The sequence below is a fragment of the Halobaculum marinum genome, from assembly GCF_029338555.1.
Taxonomy (GTDB): Archaea; Halobacteriota; Halobacteria; order Halobacteriales; family Haloferacaceae; genus Halobaculum; species Halobaculum marinum.
The window spans coordinates 290,345-316,709 of sequence record NZ_CP119991.1; the positions used below are offsets into that span (position 1 = coordinate 290,345).

Consider the following 26,365-nt stretch of genomic DNA (forward strand, 5'->3'; position numbering starts at 1 on the left):
GGCGTAGTCGCGCTGTCCACGACTCTTGTGTCGCGGCTTTCGCGACCCCGATCCTCACGACTCGCCCACGAGACAGCCATTCTCAGGGCTCTCATCGAGTACCGACGACGAGACGAGAGACACGGCCGAGTGTGTGGCGGCTCGCCCCGAAGAAGCGACCGCCTGGGTGGCCTCTATTTGCCACCTTCCGGTGTGAATAGCCATATGCCCGTTCAGTCCGTTCTGTGGTAAGTGACTCGGCGACGAATTGCGTTGGTCCTGCTCGTGCTCGTGCTCGTCGTGACACCGGTGGCCGGGCACGTCCCGAGCGACCCTGGCGACAACGACAGCCCGACCTTCGCAGTCACGGTGACCGACGCCGCGAAGTCGTGGTCGTACTACGACGAAATCGACGACGGCGGCGCACAGTACTATCGGATCACCGTCGACGAGGGCGAACGCCTCAAAGTGAGCGCGTTCACCCCCGACGACGGACCGTTCACCCCATCGTTGGTCGTGATGGCCCCTGAGATCGACGGGGACGACGCTCCGCCGGGAGTCTCCGTCCCAGACGGCATGGGCGCAGTCGTGGTGGAGGGAGAACGCCCCGCGACGCCCGGGTACGAGCCGTTCGCACCGTCGGCGAACTACGAGACGGCGGCCTTCGAGCGAGCGAGCGACGGTCGGACGACGTACCTCGTCGCGCTCTACGAACCGGCGAATCGGAGCGGTCGAGCCGGCGTCGCCATCGGCTACCAGGAGTCGTTCACCCCCGCCGAGTACGCCACCGTACCGTTCAGCCTCGTGGACAATCGCCTGTGGGAGGGGCAGCCGCTCGCCCTCGCCCTCGGACCGTTCGTCCTCGCGGTCGTCGGTGGCGTCGGCGTGTTCGCTCGGCGCCGTCGGCACACGAGCGGGAAGCCGGTCGCCGAGTCCCTCCTGCTCGGTGGCGGCCTCCTCGTGCTCGCCAGCGGCGTGAACACGCTGGTCCAGACCGGGCTGACGCTGGCGGCGACGGGACCGACCGCCGGGGCGCTCGTGACGGCGGCGTACATCGTCGTGCCCGCGATCTGTGGTGGCTGGGCGATCCGTGTCGCCGGACGGTCGCAGGGGCGGTTCGACGCCCGGACGCGGGTCGGACTCGCCGTGGCCGGTCTCGCGGCGCTGGTCACCTGGGCCGGGTTCCTCGTCGGCCCGGTGCTCCTCATCGCCGCCGCCGTCGCACCGGCTCGGTTCCTCGAAGCGTCGCCGACGGAATGGCTCGCTGACCGCTAGCTCAGCGTTCAGCTGGACGGCGAACGTCTGACCGGACGAGCGACATGACACGTCGTGACGATGACAGACAACCGACGTGACAGTACGGTTAGTTCGTCGCGTCGACTGGGATCAGGCATGGCCCACCGCGACGCGGACGTCGACGACCGACCGTTCGAGTGCGACCTCTGCGAGGACGAGTTCGAGACGCGCGAGGAACTGCAGGACCACGTCTGGGAGGTGCACGAGATGGACGGCGACATCACGACGTAGCGGTCGTGCTCCACCGATCGGTCTCGACGGAGAGTGATTCGCAGGCGCCGAAGCGAGTCACAGCGCTGGATGCGCGGCCGCGGAGAGCACGTGTGTTCCGTCGTCGCGACTGTCGAGGTGCACGTCGCTCCCGAACGCCTCCAGGACCGCGCGGTTCGTTCGGACGTGGTCGGTCACGGCTGGAATCCGAACGCGCCCGCCGGCGAGCGCGAGGAACAGCATCAGTTGGTCGGCCATGAACCGGTCGACCGGTGCCGTCGCGTCCCGAAACTCGAAGACCTGTTCGACGGCGTCGTCGGCCACCTGTTCGGACGACCGACCGCGCTCGCCGAGGGCACTGAACCCGGCGACGGCGTCGCGAGTACCCACACGGAGGAGGAGCGACGATCCGGTCGACCGGCTGCGGACGTACTCCACCGCACCGGTCGTCGTTCGGAGGCCCGCCTCCGTCAACTGCGCTCGCGCGCGGTCCGCCTGTCGCTGTGCGACCCGCGCGTCGCGCAGTGACTCGGTGGCCTTCGAGTAGATGTCGACGCGGTCGATCGCGCCCCGGTGTTCGAGCGTGAGCGGCGACACCGACGACGGGCGCGTCTGAAGGACGGCCTTGCCGTCGCCGGCGGGGTAGAAGCCGGTCCGCTTGACCTCCACGTCTGCCTCCACCCCCCACGTCGCCAACAGCGGGAGTTTGACCAGTTGCTGGTAGGCGACGGTCGGCGACCACTTCACGTCCGTCCCGCCTGTAGCCGTCACTCGAAGCGGGACGGCCGAGAACGCGCCTATCGGGAGGACGGTGTCGAACAGCAGCGGGATGCTTCCGGCAGTGCCGATAGCCGCGTCGAGCGGCGTCTCGCGGGCGTCTCCGGGCTCGAAGCGCAGGGTATCGGACTCGAGTTCCGCACCCGACACCGTCCCGTCACACAACTCCGTGACGACCTCGACCGCCGTGAGGTGTTGCGGTTTGAGGCCGGGAGTCGGCCGGTTCCCCCGGATGTGCTCGATCCGGAACGGTCGTTCGAGGATGACCGAAAGGCTCAACGCCGTTCTGAGCACTTGGCCGCCCCCGTCGCGCCCGTCGATGGTAATCACGGCCGACACGTCGCTGGACACCCGCTTCGTCTTGGTGGTCGGCGATGCGACTCGTCGTCGAGGCAAAGCGCCGCCGCCAGCTCGATGGCACCGCGAACGCACGAGCCAGTGGACCGCACGCGCAAGCCCGTACCGGGGCGAACCGACTCCGAGTACCTCGTTTTAGTCGACCGACACCCCACCCGCTCTGCCGGCTTTCGCTGAGCAACGGACCACCAAGTCGAAGCCATCTCTGAGCGCGTTCGGAGGAACCGGCCAGTGTCACGCCGAATCGTGGCCGTAGCTGAGACCGACTACGAAGCAACAGTCAACTCGGCACTCGGCGAGCGTGCTAGATATTGTCATGATCTACTGTCAGGATCTGCCGGTGCGAGCCGACTCCGGCGGCGGGCGGGTGGGCAGGAACCGAGAGCGCGGACCCGAGATGGACGACCGGGTCGTTCGGTGGACACACGTGGGATCCGACGATGGTGACGGAACCGCGTGAACGACGGGGACGGCGTGAACGGCGTGGACGGCGTAGCGGGCGCTGGGTGGTGCGGCGGGTGTCCATCGTCGTCGTCGCAGCCCTCGTCGTCACGAGTACGATGGTGGTCGCAAGTGCCGCGGCGACCCAAGGCGACAGCGTCGGTGTCGGCGGTCCAGCGACCTCCGCCGTGCAGGAGTCCGGATCCTGGGCGTGCTCGGGCCGGCGCCCGACGTCGGGACGGACACGAGTCGCCTCCAGCAGTCGCACCGTGACGCCGCCGAACGAGGGGTCGAGGAGGGTGCTCAGTTGGCCCAACAGCAGGGAGCGTCGGTGACGCAAGCACAGATCCAAGCGGCTACGGACGCCGTCACTGCGCGCGTGGACCGGCACCCGCGAGCGAGCGCCGAGCAGGTCAGGCGCGCCGCGCGAGGGCGGCACACGGCGCGCTCGTACAGGCCCAGTCCGCGAACGTGACGCAGATTCAGGTGGCGGTCGCGGGCGCGTTCGACGGCACACTCAGCCAGTCACAGTCGGCGACCGCCACACAGCTTCAGGGTGCGGCGTACGGCGCGGCCCACGGCGCACTCGCGCAGGCCCAGCGCGTCTCGACGACGCAGGTGCAGTTCGCCGCGGCGGGTGCCGCCGCCGGCGCGGCGAGGGGCGCGGCCAAGCGCGACGTCACCGACGTCTCAAAGGTGCAGGAAGCCGCCCAGGGTGGTGCGTACGGGGCACTCGAACGACCCGGGGCGTCCGAGAAGGTCCGCGGCGCCGCCCGTGGCGGCGCCGAGGGATCGCTCGAACAGCGCCAACAGGCGACCGTGAAACAGATCCAGGTGGCGGCGCTCGGCGGTGCGAAGGGCGCCGTCTCGCAGAGCCAGCGCGCGACGGTGACGCAGGTCCAAGCCGCCGCTCACGGGGGCGCCGCGGGTGCCATCTCGCAGAGTCAGACGGTTAGCATCGAGCAGATCCAGATCGCTGCGGCGGGCGCGGCGGCGGGCGCGCTCTCACAGAGTCAGTCGGCGAGCGTGACGCAGATCCAGTCGGCGGCGAGGGTGCCTGCGAGGGCGTCCTCGGCGAGGTGACACAGGTACAGGTCGTCAACGTCGTCCAGATCCAAGTGATCGTCCAGGTCGCGGCGGCAGAGACGACGAAGAAGGCGGTGCGGGACAACGAGAAGCGCCCGACGAAGATCGTCAACGACGGGCGCAAGAAGGGCAAGGACAAATACAAGTCGTCCGGTGATCGCGACCGCGACGGCCTCTCGGACGATCAAGAGCGCCTCATTAGCACTGACCCGCGCGACGTCGACACCGACGGCGACGACCTCAACGACGGCACCGAGGTGCTCGTCGAGGGGACCGACCCGCTCGACCGGGACACCGACGACGACGGCCTCGACGACGGCGACGAGGTCGAACTCGGCACCGACCCGACGCGGGCGGACACCGACCGCGACGGTATCGACGACGGCGACGAGGTTGACGACGGGAGCGACCCGCTGGACCCCAACGACCCGGACGAGACCGACGCCGACCGCGACGGCCTGACGCTGGCCCAAGAGCGCGCGCTCGGCACCGACCCGGAGGACGAGGACACCGACGGCGACGGCCTCGACGATGGCACCGAAGTCGACGCCTACGACTCGAACCCGCTCGCCGTCGACACCGACCGCGACGGCCTCGACGACGGTGAGGAGGTCGACCTCGGCACCGACCCGACCCTCGCGGACACCGACGGCGACGGCCTCACCGACGCCGCCGAGGTCGAACGCGGCACCGACCCGACAGATCCGGACGACCCCGCGCCACCGGACCCCGACGGTGACGGACTCGGGACCGCCCAAGAGGAACTAATCGAGACCGACCCCGAGAACGCCGACACGGACGGCGACGAGTTGGACGACGGTGACGAGGTGACCGTCTGGTTCACCGACCCGCTCGACCCCGACACGGACGGTGACTCGATCCCGGACGGTGTCGAGGTGCAAGAGGGGTCCGACCCGCTCGACATCAACGACCCGACACCGATCGACACCGACGGCGACGGCCTCTCCGACGACACGGAGGAGACGCTCGGCACGAACGTGACCGACCCCGACACCGACCGCGACGGCTTCCTCGACGGGACGGAGGTCGACGACGGGACCGACCCGCTCGACCCGGACGACCCGCCGCGAGTCGAGTCGCTCGGGGTCGCCAGCGCCTGCGAGAACCTCACGGTCACCAACCCGAACAACGTGCCCGTGACGGTGACCGTCGACGGCCCGAACGGCACCGACCAGTTCGGTGTCGCGGCGGGCGAGACGAGACGACTCGCGCAGGGCCCGGGCGACTACGTGCTGACGGCGAGTACGGGCGACGGGACGGCAGTCCCGCTCGGTACGGAGAACGAGTCCGAGGTCGCCGTGACGGTCGAGTCGTGTCCGACGGTCAGCGAGAGCCTCACGGCGGTCGTGGGCGAGGACAACGTCTCCGTGACGAACCCGAACGACGCGCCAGTCGTCGTGGCCGCGACCAACGAGACCGGCGTCGTCCAGAACGAGACCGTAGCGGCGGGCGACACGACGACGCTCCAGTTCGCCCCCGGCACCTACACGCTCACGGCACAGACCGACGCTGGTGATCCGGTTCCGATCAACGGCGAGCCGTCGCTGTCCGTCTCCGTCGCGGCACCGGTCGGACAGGCGTCGCTCACCGCGACTGTGGACAACGCCACGCTGACGGTGTCGAACCCGTCGACGGCGAACGCGACGGTGAGCCTCGCCAACGAGTCAGGCGTACTCGAATCGTTCGAGGTGGCCGCGGGCGGAACTGCGACACGAGACGCTCTGGTGCCCGGCAACTACACGCTGACCGCGACCGGCGAGGGGGGCGAGACGGCGCTCATCGACGGTGCGGAGTCCGTCTCGTTCACCGTCGAGGCCCCCGAGTCGCCCACGACGGCGGAGTTGGCGTCGCTCGTCGGGACCGTCGAGGGTCAGTCGCTGCTGGTCGAGAACCCCAATTCGGTCGACGTGACGGTCGAGGCGACCAACGAGACGGGAGCCTCCCGTGTGCTGACCGTGCCGGCAACGTCGACCGAGTCGCTGGTCGACCTCGAACCGGGCGACTGGAATGCGACGGCGACGACGGAGAACGGGCAACCCGTCCCGATCAACGACAGCGACGTGTACGCGTTCACCGTCGAGCCCCCCGAGCCACCGCTGACGTCGCTCCTCGTCGTCGTCGACACCGCCGAGTTCAGCGTGGAGAACCCCAACCCGGTCGGCGTCTCGGTGACCGTGACCAACGACTCTGGACCAGTCGTGCTCGCGGCAGTGGGTCCCGACGAGAACGTCACCGTCGACGGCCTCACACCGGGCAACTACAGCCTGAACGCGACGACCGACGACGGACGGGATGTCGCGCTCAACGGCAACGACACGCTCGTGATTACCCTCGAAGCGGCCGCCACATCGACGGCCACGTCGACCACGACGCCCACGGCAACCCCGACAGGTACCCCAACGGGCACCGCTTCTCCGACGGCCACCGCGACTCCGACAGCCACAACCACTCCGACGGCCACCGCTACTGCCACGACGACGCCGACACCAACGCCCACGGCCACCGTGACGCCGACGGCGACCCCGACGCAAACGCCGACCGCAACCCTGCCACCCACCGCGACTCAAACTGCAACGGCTACCCAGCCGCCCACGACCACGGCGACGCCGGCACCGTTCGTGATCCCGCCAGCCAGGCCGGGGTCACCCACGGCGACGCCGACGGGGCCGACGACCACCGCGTTCCCGACCGTGACGGCGACCGCCTCCCCGACGTCCACGGCGGACGTGACTCAGATGACGTTCACGACAACCACTCCTAACGTCACCGCGACCGGGAACAGGTCACTCACACCGGTCGCGTCGCTCGCTGCGCCAGTCGACGACGGAGGGCGGCTGTTCGTCTGGGGGGCGAACCTCTCGCTGATCGGGCTGTTGGGGCTGCTACTGGTTCGAACCCATCACCGGTAGCGCCTCCGAACGAGGGTCGACGCCGTCCAGCGACCCGCCGACGGTCGGCGAGCGGTCACCCGACGACGGCACCGACGTACAACACCGCGACCAGGAAGATCCAAACGCCGTCGACGAAGTGCCAGTACAGCGAAACCGTCCGGACGGCGGTGTCGTTCCCCTCGGAGTACGCGCCGCGAAGCGACCGCACGAACACGAGTGCGAGCATGACGACGCCCAGCGTCACGTGCAACCCGTGCAGTCCAGTCAGTCCGTAGAAGGCGCTCGCGAACACGCCGTCAGAGAGCGTGAACGACTCCGCGGTGACGAACTCGAAGTACTCGTACGCCTGTCCCGCGACGAAGACGGCCCCGAGAGCTACCGTCGTTCCCAACAGCCCGAGGAACCGGCTACGGTTCCCGGACTCCAGCGCGTCGTGCGCGAAGTGGACCGTCACACTGCTCGCGACGAGGACGACCGTGTTCACGAGCACGAGCGACCCGAGCAACGGGGGCAACTCCGACGGCGGCCACGTCCCCGAGCGGACGAACGCGTAGTAGACGAACCCCGCGGCGAACGTCGCCAGGTCCGAGAGGAGAAACAGCCACATCCCGCCGACGTACAACTGCGAGCGACTCCCCGCCTCGCCGGCGAAGAACGCCTCCCGTGCCCACCCGGCGAGACCGCCCACGACCACGACGACGCCGATACCGGCGACGACCAGTAGCGGCGTCCGGGGAAGCGCGTCACCCACGGCCATCGCACCGCCGGCGCCGAGATACAGCGCCGCCGCGCCGACCGCTGCGACGATGGGCCACCTGCTCGTGTGCTCCGCCGCGTCGTGGTCCGCGGCGGCGGCGTCGGTCCCGTCCATACGTTCGTGTCACGGCGCTGTCCCAAATAGGCACCGCGGGGTCCAGCGTCGCTGTCGCGGTCCCACACCGACGGGAGACGCCGCGTCGCAGTCGCGCTGTACGCGCTCGCGGGCAGTCACCAGACCACGGTGTGCGGCGCTGTCCCCCGAACACCCACCCCCGGGGTCGTCCGCAATTCGTGTCTGCGCCTGGATCTGTGTCGTCGGGTCGCTCGTCTCTCGTCGACAGTCGGTCAGCCACACACGTTCCGAGCGGCGGCGAGTGGAGCGGCGACGGGAGCGATCGACATACCCCACTTCTAGAACGTGGGATATCGATCCACCGTACTCGAGTGATAGGTCGTTCCACTCAGGGAGCGATATTCGGCAGAACACCCCCGGTGTCGTCCGCAATTCGCTGTTCCGCGTTCGGGGAGGTCCGGTCAGTCGACAACGGTAGAGAATCGCGGCCTCCGAGCGCAAATCCCGGGATCAGCTGACGGCCTACGAGGGCACCGACGACGACGATGCAGGTCGGTCGTCGGTCCACTCCAAGACCGTCGCCGCCCACGTGTAGCCGGTGCCGGCGGCCAGGAACAGCACGACGTCACCGGCGGCGACTCGGTCGCGGTCGAGCCCCTCACAGAGCGCGAGCACCTGGTCGGCGCTCTGGACGTGGCCGTAGTCGTCGAGGTAGTAGCTCTCCGACTGATCGACTCCCAGCTCGGCACAGAGGTACTCGTGGAAGGAGCGCTTCATGTGCGTGAGCGCGAGGAAGTCCACGTCGCCGCGCTCGTACCCCGACGCGGCGAGCGCGTCGTCGGCGACGCCGAGGAACGCCGGCGCGGACACGTCGGCGAGGCGCTCCTTCATGTCGTTGGGGTCGGGGACAGTGAGCGAGTGGGCGCCCGCCTCCACCGTGTCGTGGGTGGGTGGGTCTCGTGATCCGCCGGCGGGCATCACCACGTCGCGCGAGAAACTCCCGTCCGTGACCGCCGCCGACTCGCGGACGACGGCGCTCGTCCGCTCGGTCGCGGGGTCGGCCTCCAGCACGGTCGCCGACGCGCCGGATCCGAAGTTGAACATGAAACTGGCGTCGTCGTCCTCGTAGTCGACGAGGTCCTCCTCACGGCTCGCGGTGACGAGCAGCGCGCGGTCGATATCGCCGACGCGGAGTTGGGCGGCGGTGTGACGGATCGCAATCGGCGCTCCAGCACACAGCGTGTACGACTCGTGGGCGTACGCCCCGTCGGCGCCGAGCCGTTCGCAGACGTCCGCCGCCGCCGACCACACGACGTGGTCCTTGTACTCGCTCCCGTGGAACAGGACAAGGTCTAGGGCCGACGCCTCGATTCTGGCGTCGGCGAGCGCTTCGCGCCCAGCCGCGACGCACATGTCGCTGACGTGGTCGTCGTCCGGCGGGCAGACGCGCTTCTCGCGCATCCCCATCTTCTCGACGACGACCGACTCCGGAATGCCACTGGTGTCGGCTATCTCGGCGCCGGTCAGTACTTCGTCGGGGACGTACGTCCCGAGCCCGGTCAGGCCGACGGGGCGGTCAGTCGCCGCGTCGCCGCCGTCACTCATCGAACCACCGACGAATGCGGGTGGGGACGGCCTTCGCGAGCGTCCCGCCCATCCGGTCGCGCGCGGTTCCGAGCAGGCCGTTCGGCACGTACAGCACGAACAGGACGAACAACAGCCCGACGTACAGCGCGGCGTGGCCGTTGAGGAACGTGTTGATCGCCTCGGCGACCGTGAGGCCATTGTACAGTTCCGTCGCGAGGGTTCCCTCGCCCACGTTCGCCCGGAGGTACGGGAGGAGACCGCCGCCGCCGCCCTCCTTCGAGAGGAACTCCCGCACGCCCTCGTCGAACAGCGTGCCGTACAGCGGTCCGGCGAGCGTGCCGAACCCGCCGATGATCGACACCAGCAGTGCGTCGCCGGCGACGAGGAAGTAGAAGCCGTTCTCTGGCGTCACCGACCGACGGAAGCCGACGAACAGCGCGCCGGCGATCCCGGCGAAGAAGCCGGAGATGACGAACGCCGACAGCTTGTACACGTACGTGTTATAGCCGATGGCGCGGGCGCGCTCCTCGTTCTCCCGGATCGCGATCAGCGTGCGGCCGAACGGCGAGTGGACGATCCGCTGGAGCAGGAAGTAGCACACGAGGACGACGGCCCCGATGGCGTAGAACGACACCTCCGTCGGCGACAGGTCGATGAAGCCGAGCAGCCCCTCGATGGAGTCGCCCGTCAACTGCCCGATGGCGACGTTGAGCGCGTCGACGCCGGGGACGCCGATCTCGAACCCCTCGGTCGTCCCGGTCACGGCGACGCCGTCCCGCGGCGCCGAGGAGACGAAGTCCCAGTCGCGGACGAACACGTACAGGACCTGCGAGAAACCGAGCGTGATCATCGCGAAGTACACACCCGACAGCCGGAACGAGACGGTCCCGATGGCGAGCGCGACGACCGCGGCCGCGACCCCAGCCAACACGAGCAGGAGCATGAACGGCGTCTCCGGCCCCACCAGCGGGAGCGTGTCGTTGGCCGCGAGCGCGACGAGGTATGCGCCGGTTCCGTAGAACGCCGCGTGGCCGAACGACAGGTAGCCCGTGTAGCCGCTGATGAAGTCGAACGACATCGCGAACAGCGCGAAGAACAACACGACGACAAGCGTCTCGATCCGCGGCAACAGCGCCGTGACCTCGGCGGACAGCCCCGAGTTCACGAGCAGAGTGTACACGCCGGGGTAGGCGGCGAACGCGAGCACCACGAGCAGGTGGACGAGGTGGTCCTCGGCGTACTGCCGGTACCACGCCGTCTCGGTGGCAGTTGCGTGCTCGTGTGCTCGCCGTGTCTCGGTCGACGCCGCGACCGACTCGCCGCCGTCGGTCTCCTCGGTGGTTGCCCCGGGCGCGTCAGCGTCGCCGCCGGCCGCGTCAGTCGGGTCGGCAGGGTCGGGGTCGCTAATGGCCCCCCACCTCCGAGACGCCGTACAGGCCCTGCGGCTTCACGATCAGCGTGATGACGAGCACGAGGAACACGACCATCTCCGGCAGGCCGGTGAAGTCGATGACGTTCTGGAACCACCACGTCATTGTGGAGTCGACCAGGCCGACCACCAGCGCCGCGACGACGGTGCCCCGGAACGTGCCGAGGCCGCCGACGATGACGACGACGAACGCCGGGAGCAGCGTCTCGGCCCCGAGCGGGACGGACGCGCCCCACGCCGGGTCCCACGCGAGCAGGACGCCCGCGGCGCCGGCGATGCCGGTGCCGAGCGCGAAGACGACGGTGAACACGCGGTTCACGTCGACGCCGAGCGCCGACAGCATCTCGCTGTCCTCGCCGCCGGCGCGTACGTACAGGCCGTAGCGCGTCCGCGTGAGGAACAGGAACACGCCGACGACCGTCGCGACGCCGAACAGGATCTGGAACAGTTCCAGCCCGCTCGCGGAGACGCCGGCGACGCCGACCGAGTCCGCGAGGAATGTCGGTTTCGTGCCGAGCACGTCCTGCCAGACGGTGGTGGGCTGGAGCCCGTAGAACAGTACGACGATGCGTGCGAGTTCGTCAAGCACCAGCGTCACGCCGAACGTCAGGAGGATCTGGTACAGCGGCGGCCGGTCGTAGATGGGGCGAACGAGCCCGACTTCGAGGACACCGCCGAGCGCGGCGAGCGCGCCGAAGGCCACGACGACGGCGAGGCCGAACGCGAGCAGTCGAGCGGCGGCGCCGCTCGACTGTGCCACCGTCACGACGAGCACGAGGCCGCCGAGGTAGGCACCGAGCATCGTGAGCGAGCCGTGCGCGAAGTTGAGGACGCCCATCAGGCCGAACACGAGCGTCAACCCGGCGGCGATCATCACGTAGAGGCTCGCCTCCGCCAGACCACGGACGATCACCTCGCCGAGCGTGGCGGGAGAGAGGAACTCGACGAGCGCGTCGACGAGTTGCAGCGGGAGCGCCGAGAACGCCGGCAGCGCCGACAGGAGCGGAACGACGGTGCTCATGCCGAGAGGTACCTCCGGAGGCGTTCGCCGTCGGCGCTCACGTCGGCGGTGTCGCCCTCGTCGACGACCCGTCCGTGGTCGAGGACGTAGAAGCGGTCGGCAACGTCGAGCGCCAGCGGCAGGTTCTGTTCGACGAGCAGCATCGTCGTGTCGGTGGCGGCCTCCGTCAGCGCCTCCGCGACGGCCTCGACGATGAGCGGCGCGAGCCCTCACAGGTTCGTCCACCAGCAGGAGGTCGTTGTCGCCGACGAGGCCGCGAGCGATCGCGAGCATCTGCTGTTGGCCGCCGGAGAGGTCCCCGGCCTTCGCCTCGCGGCGCTCTCGCAGGTCGGGGAACGTCTCGAACGCCAGGTCGAGGCCGGCGCTCGTGTCGTCGGCGTCGGGCACCGCGACGCGCACGTTCTCCTCGACAGTCAACTGCCCGAACATCCGCCGGTCTTCGGGGATCCAGCCGACGCCGCGGGCGGCGACCTCGTGGGTTCCCATCCCGACGAGTTCCTCGCCGCGATACTGGATCGACCCCTCGCGCGGCGGCGTCAACTGCAACACCGACCGCAGCGTCGTCGTCTTCCCGACGCCATTGCGACCCATCAGCGCGACGACCTCACCCTCGTACACCTCCAGGTCGACCCCTTCGAGCACGTGGCTGTCGCCGTAGTACGTCTGGACGCCCGTCAACGAGAGGAGCGGGTCGCCCCGGTCGTCGGTCGTCGTGTCGTCCGCGCGGTCCGTGTCGGCGCGGTCAGCGGCGGCGCGGTCAGCGGTGTCGGCCCCGTCGGTTGAGTCGGCGCTCACGCCGCCTCACCTCCAGTGGCGTCACTGCCGTTCGCGTCGCGTCCAGTCGTCTCGCGGCTGTCCGCGTCCGTTCCAGCACTCCCCGGCTCGTACCCGCCGAGGTACGCCTTCTGGACGTCGGGGTCGTTGCGGACGGCACTCGGTTCGTCGTCGGCGATGACGGCCCCCTGGTTGAGGACGACCACGCGGTCGGACACCTCCATCACGATGTCCATGTTGTGCTCGACCAGCAGCACGGCGTGGTCGGTGGCGACGTCCTCTATGAGGTCGACCACGCGGTCGACGCTCTCGGAAGAGACGCCGGCGTTCGGTTCGTCGAGCAGCAGGACGTCCGGGTCGCCCGCGAGGGCGATGCCGACCTCCAGTTGGCGCTTCGCGCCGTGCGACAGCGCGTTAGCCGGTTGCTCGGCGCTGTCGGCGAGGTCGACCCGGTCGAGGATCGCGTACGCCTCGTCGATGTACCGGTCGAGTTGGCCGGCGTTTCGCCAGAAGTTCGTCCCTGCGCCGTCGGCCGCCTGCGCGGCGACGCGGACGTTCTCGAGCACGGTCGAGTTCTCGAACACGTTCGTCACCTGGTACGACCGGTGGACCCCCATGTCGGCGATCTCGTGCGGCGACGCGTCGGTGAGGTCGCGCCAGCCATCGGCATCGCTCGCGCCGGTCGACGGGTCAGCGTCGCCGCCGGCGTCGTCGCGTCGGAGTTCGACGGTCCCCTCGCTCGGGGTCAACACCCCCGTCAGGAGGTTGAAGAACGTCGTCTTCCCGGCGCCGTTCGGGCCGATGAGCGAGCACAGTTCGTCCTCGGCGAGGTCGAACGTCACGTCGTCGACGGCGGTGAGTCCGCCGAACCGCTTCGTCAGCCCCCTCGTTCGAAGCATCGCTTACAGCGAGCAGTTCATCCCGTCGGCGTCCGCCGGGATGGTGGTCTCGTCTGCGGAGATGCGGGCGACGGGGTCGCTCGGCTGGATCGGCGCGCCCCACGCGTCGCTCCACTCGTCGGCCGTCGGCACGACGTTCGCGACGGTCATCTCCGAGCGGGCCTGGTTGTTGTACTCCTGGAACGTGTACGCGTCCGTCCCCTTCGGGGTGTCCGCGACGGTCATCCCACGCAGTGCCGATGCGATGTCGGCGCCCTCCGTGGACCCGCTCTCCTCGACCGCCTGCACGATCGAGGAGGCCGCGGTGAACGTCCCCGAGGTGAACAGGTCCGGCACCTTGCCGTAGGCGTTCACGTACCCGTCGACGAACGCGTTGTTGATCTCGTTGTCGTACTGGTTCCAGTGGTAGCGCGTGGTGAACGGCCCGACGCCGAGGCCGTCGAGTTTCTCCTGCGTGAGCGGCTCGCCGAGTTGGTTCTGGAGGAGGCCGCCGACGACGTTGTTGGTGATCTCGGTGGCGAAGCCGCCGAAGATGGTGAAGTCGTAGTCGCCGTTGAGGTACGACGTGAACAGCGCCGGCAGCGTCGCGACCGTGAAGCCGCCGACGATGCCCTCGGCACCCGCCTCGGCGGCGTTGTCGAGCAGGCCCTCCCACTCGGAGTACCCCTGCGGGACGAACCGCTTGCCCACGATGTCGACGCCCTCGGCTTCGAGCACCGCCTCGTAGTTGTTGACGACCGCGCGACCGAACGAGTAGTCGGCGCCGAACAGGTACACCGAGGACACGTCGGACTCCCGGGCGACGTAGCGGCCGCCGGAGCGCGCGTCCATCGCGGTGTTCTCAGAGGCGCGGAACACCAACTCGCTGCACGACTCAGACTCGGAGGTGACGGAGGCGGACGCCGCCGGCCCGATCATCAGCGGGACGCTGGCCTGCTGGGCCACCGTCTGGCTCACGCGCGTCGCGGCGCCCGAGGAGGTGAGGCCGAACAGCATGTCGACGTCCTCGTCGGTGACGAGGTTCGTCGCGAGCGACTGCGCCGTGTCCGCTGAGAACTGCGTGTCGCGGATCAACAGCTCGTAGTCGACGTCGCCGACCGTGACGGTCTGGGTCCCGGTCTCGGCGGCGAGTTGCGGCTCGCCGCCGGCCTTGTACGCGAGTCCGGAGGAGAACCCCCACAGCGCCTGCTGGCCGTAGTACTGGAGGTCGCCCGAGACGGGCTGGAGCACGCCGATCTTTACGGTCCCCGACGCGCCACCCGAACTTCCTGCTGTCGTGCCTTCCATGTCGCTACTCTCTGTCGTCGTGTCGCCGCCGCCGTTGTTCTCCGTGTCGCTTCCGCTGCCGTCGCCGCCCGTACACCCGGCCAATCCCGCGATCCCCGAGGCGCCGAGCGCCGCCAGCGTTCGGCGTCGTGTGATACGCTTGCTCATACAGAGCGATACTGCCACGTATCCGGCAAGAACTGCGTGGTTAACATGTGAACGCGCGGCGCGAACGCCGAGCGCTCACGGTCGCCGACTACACAGATTCCGTGCGCTGGCCCTCCGTGAGGTAGTCGCGAGCGGCTTCTCTGATGACGGCTTCGGGGCCTTCGACACACTCGCGTCGGAGGTCGGGGTACTGTCCCTCGAGTTGGCGGGCGACGTAGCCGTCGAGTTCCGCCACCTCGGCGACCGGCATCCCCTTGAGGTGCTCCGAGAGGAGGCTGGCCACGGCGCGGCTGACCGCACAGCTCCGGCTCTCGAAGGCGATGTCGTCGATGCGGTCGTCGGTGATCGTGACGTGGAACTCGCCGTCGTCGCCGCAAGTGGTCTCCTCGGAGGACTTCACGAACGTCGGGTCGGTGAGGCCGCCCTGGTTCCGGTGGTCGTAGTAGTGTTCGCTGACGAGGTCGTGGTAGCGGTCGGAGGTCAGATAGTCGTCGAGGTCGTCGCGAGCGGTGTCCACGACTTCGAGGAGGCGGTCGACGTCGGCGCGGGTGTTGTAGACGTAGAACGACGCACGGGCCGACCCGGGGATGTCCAGGCGGTCGTGCAGCGGTTGGGTGCAGTGGTCGCCGGCGCGGATGGCGATTCCCCGGTCGTTGAGGAGGCTGGAGAGGTCGTGCCCGTGGACGCCCTCGACGTTGAACGAGACGAGCCCGGTGCGCTCCTCGCCGATGTCCGGGCCGTACGTCCGGACGAACTCCCGGTCGGCGAGTTCCCGCAGGAGGTACTGGGCGAGGTCGTCCTCGTGGTCGCGGACGGCCTCCATGCCAAGGTCGTCGAGGTAGTCGACGGCGGCGCCGAGCGCGATCCCCTCGGCGATGGGCGGGGTGCCTGCCTCGAACTTCCACGGGAGTTCGTTCCACGTGGAGTCGGTGAGGGTGACGTTGCGGATCATCTCCCCGCCGAACAGGAACGGGTCGAGGTCCTCCAGAATCTCGCGCTTCCCGTACAGGCCGCCGATCCCGGTGGGGCCGGCGAGTTTGTGGCCGCTGAACGCGAAGAAGTCCGCGTCCATCGCCCCGACGTCGACGGGGCGCGTCGGGGCGGACTGAGCGCCGTCGACGACCGCGTACGCGTCGTGGTCGTGCGCGAGGTCGACGAGGTCCGCGACGGGGTTGACCGTGCCGAGCACGTTCGACACGTGCGGTGCACACACGACCGCAGTGTCGTCGGTGATGATCTCGGCGGCCGCGTCCATGTCGAGGTGGCCGTCGGTCGTGACGGGGATGTGCCGGACCGTCGCGCCCGTCCGCTTTGCGATCTGCTGCCACGTCACGAGCGACGCGTGGTGGTCCATCTCCGTCGCGACAATCTCGTCGTCAGCGTCCAGGTGCTGGCTGACCCCGTACGCGACGAGGTTGATGCTCTCGGTCGTGTTCTTCGTGAACACCATCTCCTCGCGGCCGTCGGCGCCGACGAACTCGGCGACGCGGTCGTGCGCCTGCTCGTAGGCGACCGAGGCCTCGTGGCTGAGTTCGTGGATGCCGCGGTGGATGTTCGAGTTGTAGTCGGCGTAGAACTCCTCGAAGACGTCGTACACCTGTTTGGGCGTATGCGTGGTGGCGGCGTTGTCGAGGTACGTGAGCGGGTGGCCGTTCACCCGGCGTTCGAGAATGGGGAAGTCGTCGCGAATCGCCGCGGCGTCGAAGGGCATATCTCCGTCCATACAGCACCTCCATATAAGTGATGCGTCCGTGATTCTGGTACTCGACAACGCGGTCGACGGCGGCTACATGGCCGGCGAGATCGTGCACTTCCTCCCCGACGCCCGCGCGTACAACTACCCGAACGAGGACGGCGACCCGAGTCTCGACGGCGTCGACGGCGTCGTCATCGGCGGCAGCGAGGTCGGCGTGTACGACGAACCGGACCAGCCGTGGATCACCGAGCAGAAGCGCTTCGTGCGCCGCCTCGTCGAGGAGGGCGTCCCTACGCTCGGCATCTGCTTCGGCCACCAGATCCTCAACGCCGCGCTCGGCGGGGAGGTCGTCGACAGCGGGGTCACTCGCCTCCACCTCCACGACGCAGAGTTCGACGACGACCCCCTGTTCGAGGGGGTCGAACCGACCGTGCCCGTGCTCCACTCCGACGTGGTGACCGAACTCGGCGAGGGGATGGAGGTGATCGCGCGTGCGGACTACTACGAGTACTTCGCCACCCGGCACCGCGAGAGCCCAGTGTGGTCCGTCCAGTACCACCCAGAGTTCACGCCGCGGATCGTCGACGAGTACGACGGCTGGGAGGAGCGTGATCGGTCCTTCGAGGACTCCACCGCGACCCGAACGCTCGCCAACTTCGCGACCCTCGTAGAGTCGATCGGGAGCGACGCCGGCGACTGACAACGCCACCGCCAGCGCCACCGCTGCCACGAGCGTCGCTACCGCCGACCGCCACCTACCCTACTCCTCTAACTCGCTCATCGCGTCGACGACGCGTTCGAGCATCTTCCGCTGGCCGCGCCGGAGGTTCTTCGACACCGCCGGCTTCGACACGTCGAACCGCTCGGCGAGCGTGCCGAGCGTGGCCGACCGCGGACTCTCGAAGTACCCCTCTGATGCGGCTGTCTCCAGCGTCTCCCGCTCGACCGCCGAGAGGTCCTTGCACCCCTCGATGAGCGTCATCGCCGCGCCCGCGTTCTGGATGAACCCCTGCAACTCCGGCAGGTCGGGTTCGTCGCGCTCGAGCACCTGGTACTCGTTGTCGCGGTCGAGCCGCGACAGCGTGCCGTCGGCCTCGCCGCGGTCGTCGAAGCCGACGTGCCACAGCTCCGAGCCGTCGGCGATGTAGAACGGGCCGGTGATGTAGCCGCCGCCGTCGCGGATCGTCGACATCGCGGCCGTCTCGTCGATCACCGTCCGGACGTGGGCGACGCCGCCCGTCTTCGAGAGGAGTCGGTACTCCCGAAGCCCCTCGTGCTCCCGCAACTCCGAGAGGCCCTGGCCGAGCGCCTCCCGGTCGTCACCCTCGACGACCATCCGCGTCTCCAGCGTGTCCGACGCCGTGTCGAACTCCCAGTGGACGGCCGAGAACGCGAGGTCGTGCTCCTCGGTCGCGTGGATGAACGGACAGTCGTACTGCTCCATGTCCAGGGTGACGTCGATCATGGTGCCCACTCGTCACCAGATATTGGCGATTATCTACATAATTGTTTGTGTAGGCGCCGCCGGTCACTCGTCGTCGCCGAACCGCTCGCGGATCGCCTCGCGGTCGATCTTCGACGGCCCAGAGTACGGCACGCTGTCGACGAACGCCAGGTGTCTCGGGTGTTTGAACCGCGCCAGCTTCCCGTCGAGGAACGTCTCCAAGTCGGAGAGGGTGAGCGACGTGTCGCCCTCGACGACCGCCTTGCCGACGGTGCCCCACGTGTCGTCGGCGACGCCGATCACCACCGCCTCGCGGATCCCCGGGTGGTCGGTGAGCACGTCCTCGACCTCGGCGGGGAAGACGTTCTCGCCGCCGCTGACGTACATGTTCTTCTTGCGCCCTTCGATGTGGTAGTAGCCGTCGGCGTCGACACGCGCGAGGTCGCCAGTCGACACCCACCCGTCGCCGAAGGTGGCCGTCGTCTCCTCGGGCGCGTTCCAGTAACCGTCCGCGGCCGCGGGACTCGACAGTTCGAGTTCGCCCACGGTGCCGGCGTCCACGGGGTGGCCGTCGGCGTCGACGACGCGGGCGGTGACGTGGGGCGCCGGCACGCCGACGGCGTCGGCCTTCTCTCGGGGCCAGTCGTCGGGCATGGCGAAGTTGTTCGGCCCGCACTCGGTGAGGCCGTACCCCTGCGACAGGTCGACGCCGCGGTCCCACCACGCTTCGAGCACGGAGCGGCGACACGGCCCCCCGCCCGACTTCGCGAACCGGAGCGTCGACAGGTCGGTCGCCGCCCAGTCGTCGTGGTCGCGCATCATCCGGAGCACCGCCGGGACGGCGACGAGCACCGTCGCGTCGCGCTCGTCGACGATCCCCAACACCTGCCCGGGGTCGAACTCCCGTGCGATCACGACGGTCCCACCCATGTGGAACAGCGGCACCGTCAGGACGTTCCACCCGCCCGTGTGGAACATCGGGAACGGCATCGGCGTCAGGTCGTCCGCGCGGAGCCCCCACGCCGCGATCGTCGTCATCGAGTTCCAGTAGATTGCTCGGTGAGAGATCACGGTCTGTTTCGGCGTCCCCGTCGAGCCGCCGGTGTGTAGGAACAGGTGTGAGTCAGAGGGCGACACGACTGGCCGATCCACCCGGTCGACCGACTCCTCGCGGCGGACGGTCGCGAACGACTCCCCGCCGAGCGCCGCGGTCGTGTCCCCGACCGCGTCGGCGTCGTCGCCGACGACGAGCAGCGTCGGGTCGAGGTCGGTGGGGTCGCCAGTCGCGTTATTCGCGTCGGTGGCGTTGTTCGCGTCAGTCGCATCCGTCGCAACTGCCGCGTCACTGGTCGCTTCACCGAGTGCGGCCGTCAGCAGGTCGGCGCTTTCGGCTTCGACGACCACCGCCGTCGGGTCCGAGTCGGCGAGGAGCGTCCCCAGTTCGGGCGGCGCGAGGCGGTGCGACAGCGGCGCGAGCACGGCACCGAGCTTCCCGGTCGCGAAGAACAGATCGACGAGCGCCGGTCGGTTCCGCGAGAGCGTCACGACCCGGTCGCCACGGCCCACACCGCGGGCCGCGAGGGCGCTCGCCGTCCGCTCGGCGCGCTCATCGAGGTCCGCGTACGTGTACTCGACACCCGTCGTCGCGTCGATCAGTCCGACACGGTCGGGTGAGAGCCGCGCGCGTCGGCCCGACCAGTCGCCCACCCAGTGGGTCCCAGGTGGGATGCCGGTCGTCGCGGTCGCCCGTTCAGACATCAGCGAGGAACTCCGCGAGCATGCTGTTGACACGAGCCGCCTCCTCGATGAAGAACAGGTGCGAGCCGTCCTCGACGAACGTCTCGCGAGCGTTGGGGATCCGCTCGGCGAGCAGTCGACCGTTCTCGACCGGGAGCACCCGGTCGCCCGTCCCGTGGGCGACGAGCGTCGGAATGGCGATGTCGTCGAGTTCCTCGCTGGCGTCGAACGCCTGGACGGCGGCGGCCTGCCACTCGCGCGCGCTCGGCGAGGCGTCGGAGTCGAGTCGTTCGTCGACGATGTCCTCGATCAGTTCGGGGTTGGCCTCGGCGAATCCGTCGCTGAGTGCCGGGGCCATCTTGTACCGGATCGCCTCGCGTTCGTCGGCGTCGTCGGGGACCGAGAACATCCGAGCGAGCGTCTCGTCGGGCGTCGCGACCGCGTCTGGCCCGCCCGGTGAGGTACACAGCAGCGTGAGCGACGTCGCGCGGTCGTACTCGAGGACGTATCGTTGAGCGACCATCCCGCCCATCGACGCGCCAACGACGTGGGCAGCGTCGACGCCGACGGTCGCGAGGACGGCCTCCAAGTCCCCAGCCATCGCGTCGATCGTGTACGGTCCCTCCGGCGTCGCCGACGATCCCGTCCCCCGGTTGTCCCACAGGACGACGTGGTAGTCGTCGCCCAGGGCGTCGGCCTGTCGGTCCCACATCCACCGACCGTAGCCGAGTCCCTCACAGAGGACGACCGTCTCCGCTTCGGTCGCGTCGCGACCGCGCTGTTCGTACGCGATCGCGACGCCGTCGTGATCCGCGGTTGGCACGTGGATCGGGTGGCTACGGGGCACCATTAACCGGGCGTTTCACATGTTAACCCCCGACGCTTTCGCCCCGGTGGTCCCAGCGGGACACATGCCAGTCGCGACCGTCGGTGAGACTGCCGATGCGACGATCGAGGTGACGACAGAAGCGATCGACACGTACGCGAGCGTCACCGGGGACACCAATCCGATCCACCTCGACGACGAGTACGCCGCCGAGACGATGTTCGGCGGGCGGATCGCACATGGGATGCTCGGTGCCGGCGTGATCAGCGCCGCACTGGCGTCGCTCCCGGGGACGTGATCTATCTCTCGCAGGACTGCTCGTTCGAAGCACCCGTCCGTCCCGGAGACACGCTCAACGCATCCGTCGAGGTGCTGGAGGAACTCGGCGGCGACAGACTCCGCGTGGAGACAGTCGCTCGTGTGGACGGAGAACTCGTCATCGACGGTGAAGCCGTCGTGCTCTCGGTCCCACACGACGACGAGTAACCGACGAGTCGACGGGTGGCCTACAGGACGACGGGTACTCCACACGAGCACAGAGCACGCACGAGAGCAAAACACGCGGGGCGTCGCGTCTGTCCCGAACTCGCGAACCGAAGCACGGCGGTCGATCTCGCCCGGTCCCACCCCGGGGGTGTCCGCAATTTCGATGGAGTCCGTACGCCGACAGGAGCCAGCCATCTGGATACCCCACAGTTTGAACGTGGGGTATCGCGGACCCTCGAAGCCGACCTGTCCGCTGCGCCGCCGACGGTGAGTGGCGCCATCCCGGGGGCCCCCGGGGTCGTCCGCAATTCTGGCGCGATACCGTCCCCCCGACGACTGGCCGTGGCCAGTCGAGTCCCACTCGGCGGTTCGAGTCGACTGGTGGGAACTGCCGTCACACTGCTGGAGACTGGCGGTGACGCGCGTCCGACGGATCCACGACGGGGGCCCCCGGGGGTGTCCGCAATTTGACCGTGACAGTGGGGAGGGGACGAATCGTTGGTCGGTCGCCAGTACCACAAACACGTATAAACACGCTGAAGATGAGAAAGACAGACTGCTGATTCTCGTTGCTCACTTCTTCTACTCACTCACTCACTGAGACCAGTAGAAACAGTTTAGTTAGTAGTACAGTTCCATGTCCGCAATCAGGTGTCCGATCGGTCGAACACCCGATATCGACCTCGAACCGCGCCGACACCCCCACCCACCCGTTCGCGGGTAATTGCGGACATCCCCGGGGGCCCGGGTGGGGGTATCCACCGCCAATCGACAGTATTTGCGGACAACACGGGGGGTCGTCCGGACGTGCCGGACGCGTCAGACATTGCGGACAGGGGGGTTTATGTGGGTGGAATGCACGGAGACGAGTGATGGGTCAGTCTCCGTACTCGACAACCTCCGAGATCTTCGCCACCGGAGGCGAGGGGTACCTCAAGGAGGATCACACGCCCTCGACGCTCCCGGAGCGGCGCGAGGAGATCCTCAAGCTCCGACGGTCGCTCAAGCCGGCGGCGCGGGGAGTGGGCGCGGAGAACGCCTTCCTCTCGGGGAAAGCCGGGCAGGGGAAGACCGCGGCGGCGAAAGCCGAGTTGGCAGAGCTCCAAGCGTTCGCGACCGCCGAGGACCTGGAACTGACGACCGTGCTGTTCTCGTGTGAGGGGATCTCTTCGAGCTACACCCTCGCGTGCGGGCTGTGTGAGGAACTCGGGGGCACGAACCCCAACGGCCACCCGATGCAGAAGGTGCTCGACCACCTGTGGGAGGCGATGAACCAGGTCGGGGGGACGATCATCATCGTCCTCGACGAGATCGACAACCTCGGTACCGACGACAAGATCCTCTACTCCCTCCCGCGTGCACGGGACAAGAACTACGTCAACGACGACGTGTACCCGTCGGTCATCGGGATCAGCAACGACCTGCAGTGGCGTGACAACCTCGACCCGGCGGCGAAAGACAGCCTTTACGACGACTCGATCTTCTTCGCGCCGTACGACGCCAACGACCTGCGGGACATCCTCTCGCGCCGCGCCAGCAAGGCGTTCCGTGACACCGACCTCGTGTACGAAAACCCCGACGGCGAGACGTTCACCATCTCGGTCGACCTCGACGGCGACGACGAGTCGCTCGACACCGCCTTCGAGGCTCGCGGGATCGACCGCGGCGCGTGCACGCTCCGGGGGATCGACTCGGGCGTGCTCTCGGAGGACGTGATCCCGCTGTGTGCGGCGTACGCCGCCCAGGACAAAGGGAGCGCACGGCAGGCGATCAAGTACCTCCGAAAGGCCGCCGCGATCGCCGAGTCCGAGGACAGCCCGACGGTCCTCGGCGACCACGTCCGCGCCGCCCAAGACGAGGCCGAGCGCGAACTCATCATCGAGGGGATGGAACAGCTCACCACGCAGGGCCACCTCGCGCTCGCGGCGGTGACGATCCTCGAACTCGCGAACGAAACCGACGTCCGCACGCGCGACGTGTACGACGTGTACAAGTCGCTCACCAACGACATCGACGCCGACCAACTCGCCCAGCGCCGGATGCGCGACCACCTCATCGAGTTGGACATGCTGAGCATCATCCGCGCTCGCAAGTCCGCCTCGGGGTCGGTCGGTGGCGAGGCGTACACGTTCGAGCTCAGAGTCGAGCCGTCCACCGCACTCGACGTGCTGGAGGCGGTATCGCGCTTCGACGACGTCGACTTCAACACAATGACGCAGAACTGGCTCCGCGAGTGAGCAACCGGGTCTGACCGTCTGCGACTGCTCCTGAGGTCATCCACTCCACTTTCGAGGTCGTTCATCCTCTCCACGAGGACATCCACCCACCCCGGGGGTGTCCGCAATTCGGCCGGACACGGACTGTCTCGCCGCTCCGCGACTGAGACTGGTCGATCGATCGGTGACCGGTCCGGTTCGACTGTCGGACCCAACTCGCCGATCCGGATCATCCCCAGTCGCCAACCGGCTGCCACCCTTATTGTCTGGCGTCGCACATACCGAGGCGTGATTGACGTTCGCGTTCGACCGTCGGCGTCGGTGTCGGTGTCACGCGCATGAGCGAGTGGCACGCGACGGACGCCGAGACGGTGTGTGCGGATCTGGACACGAGTCCGGACGGGCTCGATGAATCGGCGGTCGCCGACCGCCTCAGTCGACACGGGCCGAACGAACTCGCGAGCGAACAGACGCGCCCGTGGTGGCGGGTGTTGATCGAGCAGTTCGCCAGCCCGCTGATCTGGTTGCTCGTCGCCGCGGCGGCGGTGTCGTTCCTCGTCGGTCACCCCGTCGACGCGGTGCTCATCACGGTCATCGTCGCGGCAAACGGCGTGTTCGGGTTCGCCCAGGAGTTCCGCGCCGAGCGGAGCATCGAGGCGCTCCGAGACATGGCCTCGCCCACGGTCCGCGTCCGTCGCGACGGGGCCGACCGCCGCGTCGACGCCGCGGCGCTCGTCCCGGGCGACGTCGTCCTGCTCGGGCAAGGGGACGTGGTGCCGGCGGACGCACGGGTGCTCACCCAGACCGACCTCGAAGTCGACGAGTCGGCGCTGACGGGCGAGAGCCTCCCGGTCGCGAAGGAGTCGTCGCCCGTCCCGGCTGACACCCCCCTCGCCGAGCGGACGACGATGCTGTACCGGGGGACGAACGTGACTCGCGGGAACGCCACCGCGGTCGTCGTCGCGACCGGGATGGACACGGAGGTCGGAGCCATCGCCGAACAGCTCGCGGTCGCCGCCGACCGCTCGACCCCGCTCCAGCGCAACCTCCACACGCTCGGACGCCGCCTCGCGACGGGGGTGGTCGTGCTGTCGCTCGCACTGGTTCCCATCCTCGTGTGGGGCGGGGCAGACACCGTCCAAGCGGCGTTGACGGCGATCTCGCTGGCGGTCGCGGCGGTTCCCGAGGGTCTGCCAGCGGTCGTGACGCTGACGCTGGCGCTCGGTGTCAGGCGGATGGCCGACGAGAATGCGCTGGTGCGGCGACTCACCGCGGTCGAGGCGCTCGGCTCCGTCGACGTGATCTGCACGGACAAGACGGGCACGCTCACTCGTGGGGAGATGCAGGTGACGCGCGCGTGGGTGCACGACGAGACGGTCGACCTCCCGACGGACTCGGCGGTCGACGACGACCGCCTCGACCGCCTGTTCGAGATCGGCGCGCTCTGTAACGACGCGACCGCCGAGGAGGAGAACCGACTGAACGCGCGCTCGTCGCCGCGGCAGCCGACCACGGCGTCGACGTGGACGAACGCCGCCGAGAGCGACCACGAAACGGCGAGCGATCGTTCTCTTCGGCCCGCCAGCGGATGGCGACGGTCCACGACGACGTCGTGTACGTCAAGGGCGCGCCGCGGGCGGTGGTCGAGCGGTCGACGGCGGTGCTCACTGCGGACGGCGTCGTCCCACTGACCGACGACATCCGTTCGGAGATCCTGTCGACGGTGGACGCGTTCGCGGCTGACGCGCTCCGCGTGCTCGGGTTCGCGTACAAGCCCACCGACGACGGTGACCCCGAGACGGACCTCGTGTTCGTCGGCCTCCAGGGACTGCTGGACCCGCCTCGACCGGAGGTCCGCGAGGCCATCGCGGACACACACGCGGCGGGAATCTCGGTGAAGATGATCACGGGCGACAATCCCGTGACGGCGCGGGCAATCGCCCGCGAGGTCGGCATCGAGTCGGCCGTGGTGACCGGGTCGGAAATCGACGACACCGACGACGCCACGCTCCGCGACCGCGTCAACGAGGTGGACGTGTTCGCCCGCATGACGCCCGAGCACAAGGTCCGCGTCCTCCGCGCGCTCCGCGCGACGGGCCACACGGTCGCGATGACGGGCGACGGTGTCAACGACGCACCGGCGCTGAAACACGCCGACGTGGGCGTCGCGATGGGGATCCGCGGGACCGACGTCGCCAAGCAGGCGAGCGACATCGTCCTCTTAGACGACAACTACGCGACGATCCGCAACGCCGTGCGGCGTGGCCGGGCCATCTACGACAACATCTGGACGTTCGTCGCGTACCTGTTGAGCGCGAACGCCGCGGAGGTGCTGCTCGTCGTCGCGGCGTCGCTGTTCGGCTACCTCGTCCTCCCGGCGGCGCAACTGCTGTGGATCAACCTCCTCACCGACGGCCTCCCGGCGCTCGCGCTCGGCTCGGACCCCGGCGCGGAGGACACGATGACGCGGGCGCCCCGCGGCGGCGCCGCCGGAATCGTCGACGCGTCGATGATCCGGTTCGTCGTCGGAGCCGGCTTGCTGGTCAGCGCGGTCATGCTCGGTCTGCTGTTCTACACGCTCAACGGCGCCGCGAGCATGACGCCGTACGCGATGACGATGGTGTTCACCGGCTTCGTCGTCTTCGAGTTCGGGAAACTGTACGTCGTCCGCTGGACCCGCGGGACGCCGCTGGTGTCGAATCCGTGGCTCGCGGCCGCGGTCGCGCTCTCGCTCGGGGCGCACCTGACTGTGCTGTACACGCCGCTCGGGTCGTTCTTCGGGACGGTCCCGTTGGGTGTGGACGACTGGCTCCTCCTCGGCGGGGCGCTCGTCGCGACGCTCCCGCTGCTCGTCGGTGTCGGGTACGTCGCTCGGCGGCGTGGGATACAGCGCGTCGGGTAACTGGCTCCGGACTCGCGGGTGGAA

General features: G+C 68.8%; 17 protein-coding genes and 3 pseudogenes. 8 read left to right on the plus strand and 12 right to left on the minus strand.

Annotated elements, in window-relative coordinates:
* The first annotated feature begins 231 nt into the window (after nt 1–231).
* A complete protein-coding gene (locus P0R32_RS17745; protein ID WP_276239741.1) occupies nt 232–1,254 on the plus strand; it encodes a hypothetical protein in 1,023 nt (340 codons plus the stop codon).
* A gap of 117 nt (nt 1,255–1,371) precedes the next feature.
* Entirely contained in the window at nt 1,372–1,506 is a 135-nt protein-coding gene (locus P0R32_RS17750) for a hypothetical protein (protein ID WP_276239742.1), read from the plus strand.
* A gap of 57 nt (nt 1,507–1,563) precedes the next feature.
* Here P0R32_RS17750 and rtcA read toward each other — a convergent pair whose 3' ends face one another.
* The gene (gene rtcA, locus P0R32_RS17755) at nt 1,564–2,592 is read right to left on the minus strand and encodes an RNA 3'-terminal phosphate cyclase (RefSeq protein ID WP_276239743.1); all 1,029 of its coding nucleotides are present in this window, start codon (nt 2,590–2,592) and stop codon (nt 1,564–1,566) included.
* 939 nt (nt 2,593–3,531) lie between these two features.
* Between rtcA and P0R32_RS17760 the strand changes: the two genes are divergently transcribed.
* Together P0R32_RS17760 and P0R32_RS17765 are read left to right on the plus strand one after the other, a co-directional pair.
* Nucleotides 3,532–4,143: a hypothetical protein gene (locus tag P0R32_RS17760; protein WP_276239744.1), complete on the plus strand. Its 612-nt coding sequence runs from the start codon at nt 3,532–3,534 to the stop codon at nt 4,141–4,143.
* The gene (locus tag P0R32_RS17765; RefSeq protein ID WP_276239745.1) at nt 4,140–7,076 is read left to right on the plus strand and encodes a hypothetical protein; all 2,937 of its coding nucleotides are present in this window, start codon (nt 4,140–4,142) and stop codon (nt 7,074–7,076) included. Before P0R32_RS17760 ends, P0R32_RS17765 begins: the two co-directional genes overlap by 4 nt.
* Nucleotides 7,077–7,131: 55 nt before the next feature.
* Here P0R32_RS17765 and P0R32_RS17770 read toward each other — a convergent pair whose 3' ends face one another.
* From P0R32_RS17770 to P0R32_RS17805, 8 genes and pseudogenes are all read right to left on the minus strand, one after another.
* A complete protein-coding gene (locus tag P0R32_RS17770) occupies nt 7,132–7,929 on the minus strand; it encodes a cytochrome c oxidase subunit 3 (RefSeq protein WP_276239746.1) in 798 nt (265 codons plus the stop codon).
* Between the two features lie 483 nt (nt 7,930–8,412).
* On the minus strand, nt 8,413–9,495 hold the full coding sequence (locus P0R32_RS17775) for a 3-oxoacyl-ACP synthase (protein ID WP_276239747.1): 1,083 nt from the start codon (nt 9,493–9,495) through the stop codon (nt 8,413–8,415).
* Nucleotides 9,488–10,687, minus strand: coding sequence for a branched-chain amino acid ABC transporter permease (locus tag P0R32_RS17780; RefSeq protein ID WP_390218476.1), 1,200 nt, complete (start codon nt 10,685–10,687; stop codon nt 9,488–9,490). Before P0R32_RS17780 ends, P0R32_RS17775 begins: the two co-directional genes overlap by 8 nt.
* 193 nt (nt 10,688–10,880) lie before the next feature.
* Nucleotides 10,881–11,927, minus strand: coding sequence for a branched-chain amino acid ABC transporter permease (locus P0R32_RS17785; protein WP_276239748.1), 1,047 nt, complete (start codon nt 11,925–11,927; stop codon nt 10,881–10,883).
* Nucleotides 11,924–12,605, minus strand: a pseudogene (locus tag P0R32_RS17790) (ABC transporter ATP-binding protein). The gene P0R32_RS17785 and the pseudogene P0R32_RS17790 overlap by 4 nt, the downstream one beginning before the upstream one ends.
* A 113-nt stretch (nt 12,606–12,718) precedes the next feature.
* A complete protein-coding gene (locus P0R32_RS17795) occupies nt 12,719–13,600 on the minus strand; it encodes an ABC transporter ATP-binding protein (protein WP_276239749.1) in 882 nt (293 codons plus the stop codon).
* Between the two features lie 3 nt (nt 13,601–13,603).
* Nucleotides 13,604–15,034 carry an ABC transporter substrate-binding protein gene (locus tag P0R32_RS17800; protein ID WP_276239750.1) on the minus strand — a complete coding sequence of 477 codons (1,431 nt, stop codon included), beginning with the start codon at nt 15,032–15,034 and terminating at the stop codon, nt 13,604–13,606.
* An 88-nt stretch (nt 15,035–15,122) separates the two neighbouring features.
* Nucleotides 15,123–16,745 carry a SufS family cysteine desulfurase gene (locus P0R32_RS17805; RefSeq protein WP_276239751.1) on the minus strand — a complete coding sequence of 541 codons (1,623 nt, stop codon included), beginning with the start codon at nt 16,743–16,745 and terminating at the stop codon, nt 15,123–15,125.
* Between the two features lie 40 nt (nt 16,746–16,785).
* On the opposite strand from P0R32_RS17805, the gene P0R32_RS17810 reads away from it, so the two are divergent.
* Nucleotides 16,786–17,430 carry a type 1 glutamine amidotransferase gene (locus P0R32_RS17810; RefSeq protein WP_276239752.1) on the plus strand — a complete coding sequence of 215 codons (645 nt, stop codon included), beginning with the start codon at nt 16,786–16,788 and terminating at the stop codon, nt 17,428–17,430.
* Nucleotides 17,431–17,490: 60 nt separating this feature from the next.
* Here the strand turns inward: P0R32_RS17810 and P0R32_RS17815 are convergent, their stop codons facing one another.
* The 3 genes from P0R32_RS17815 to P0R32_RS17825 all read right to left on the minus strand — a co-directional run bounded on the left by P0R32_RS17815 (nt 17,491) and on the right by P0R32_RS17825 (nt 20,734).
* Complete coding sequence (locus P0R32_RS17815; RefSeq protein WP_276239753.1) at nt 17,491–18,195, minus strand: helix-turn-helix domain-containing protein; 705 nt, start codon at nt 18,193–18,195, stop codon at nt 17,491–17,493.
* A gap of 63 nt (nt 18,196–18,258) precedes the next feature.
* Nucleotides 18,259–19,932 carry an AMP-binding protein gene (locus P0R32_RS17820; RefSeq protein WP_276239754.1) on the minus strand — a complete coding sequence of 558 codons (1,674 nt, stop codon included), beginning with the start codon at nt 19,930–19,932 and terminating at the stop codon, nt 18,259–18,261.
* Complete coding sequence (locus tag P0R32_RS17825) at nt 19,925–20,734, minus strand: alpha/beta fold hydrolase (RefSeq protein WP_276239755.1); 810 nt, start codon at nt 20,732–20,734, stop codon at nt 19,925–19,927. The genes P0R32_RS17820 and P0R32_RS17825 overlap by 8 nt, the downstream gene beginning before the upstream one ends.
* A gap of 88 nt (nt 20,735–20,822) precedes the next feature.
* On the opposite strand from P0R32_RS17825, the pseudogene P0R32_RS17830 reads away from it, so the two are divergent.
* The 3 genes and pseudogenes from P0R32_RS17830 to P0R32_RS17840 all read left to right on the plus strand — a co-directional run bounded on the left by P0R32_RS17830 (nt 20,823) and on the right by P0R32_RS17840 (nt 26,341).
* Nucleotides 20,823–21,223 (plus strand): annotated as a pseudogene (locus tag P0R32_RS17830) (MaoC family dehydratase).
* Nucleotides 21,224–22,095: 872 nt separating this feature from the next.
* Complete coding sequence (locus tag P0R32_RS17835; RefSeq protein ID WP_276239756.1) at nt 22,096–23,460, plus strand: Cdc6/Cdc18 family protein; 1,365 nt, start codon at nt 22,096–22,098, stop codon at nt 23,458–23,460.
* Nucleotides 23,461–23,777: 317 nt separating this feature from the next.
* A pseudogene (locus P0R32_RS17840) lies at nt 23,778–26,341 on the plus strand (cation-translocating P-type ATPase).
* Nucleotides 26,342–26,365: the final 24 nt, after the last annotated feature.

Bases quoted from the DNA above. Each gene is read 5' to 3' on its own strand.
- P0R32_RS17750 (WP_276239742.1), top strand. From the start codon at position 1,372: ATGGCCCACCGCGACGCGGACGTCGACGACCGACCGTTCGAGTGCGAC.
- P0R32_RS17770 (WP_276239746.1), bottom strand. From the start codon at position 7,929: ATGGACGGGACCGACGCCGCCGCCGCGGACCACGACGCGGCGGAGCAC.
- P0R32_RS17775 (WP_276239747.1), bottom strand. From the start codon at position 9,495: ATGAGTGACGGCGGCGACGCGGCGACTGACCGCCCCGTCGGCCTGACC.
- P0R32_RS17785 (WP_276239748.1), bottom strand. From the start codon at position 11,927: ATGAGCACCGTCGTTCCGCTCCTGTCGGCGCTGCCGGCGTTCTCGGCG.
- P0R32_RS17795 (WP_276239749.1), bottom strand. From the start codon at position 13,600: ATGCTTCGAACGAGGGGGCTGACGAAGCGGTTCGGCGGACTCACCGCC.
- P0R32_RS17800 (WP_276239750.1), bottom strand. From the start codon at position 15,034: ATGAGCAAGCGTATCACACGACGCCGAACGCTGGCGGCGCTCGGCGCC.
- P0R32_RS17805 (WP_276239751.1), bottom strand. From the start codon at position 16,745: ATGCCCTTCGACGCCGCGGCGATTCGCGACGACTTCCCCATTCTCGAA.
- P0R32_RS17815 (WP_276239753.1), bottom strand. From the start codon at position 18,195: ATGATCGACGTCACCCTGGACATGGAGCAGTACGACTGTCCGTTCATC.
- P0R32_RS17820 (WP_276239754.1), bottom strand. From the start codon at position 19,932: ATGTCTGAACGGGCGACCGCGACGACCGGCATCCCACCTGGGACCCAC.
- P0R32_RS17835 (WP_276239756.1), top strand. From the start codon at position 22,096: ATGGGTCAGTCTCCGTACTCGACAACCTCCGAGATCTTCGCCACCGGA.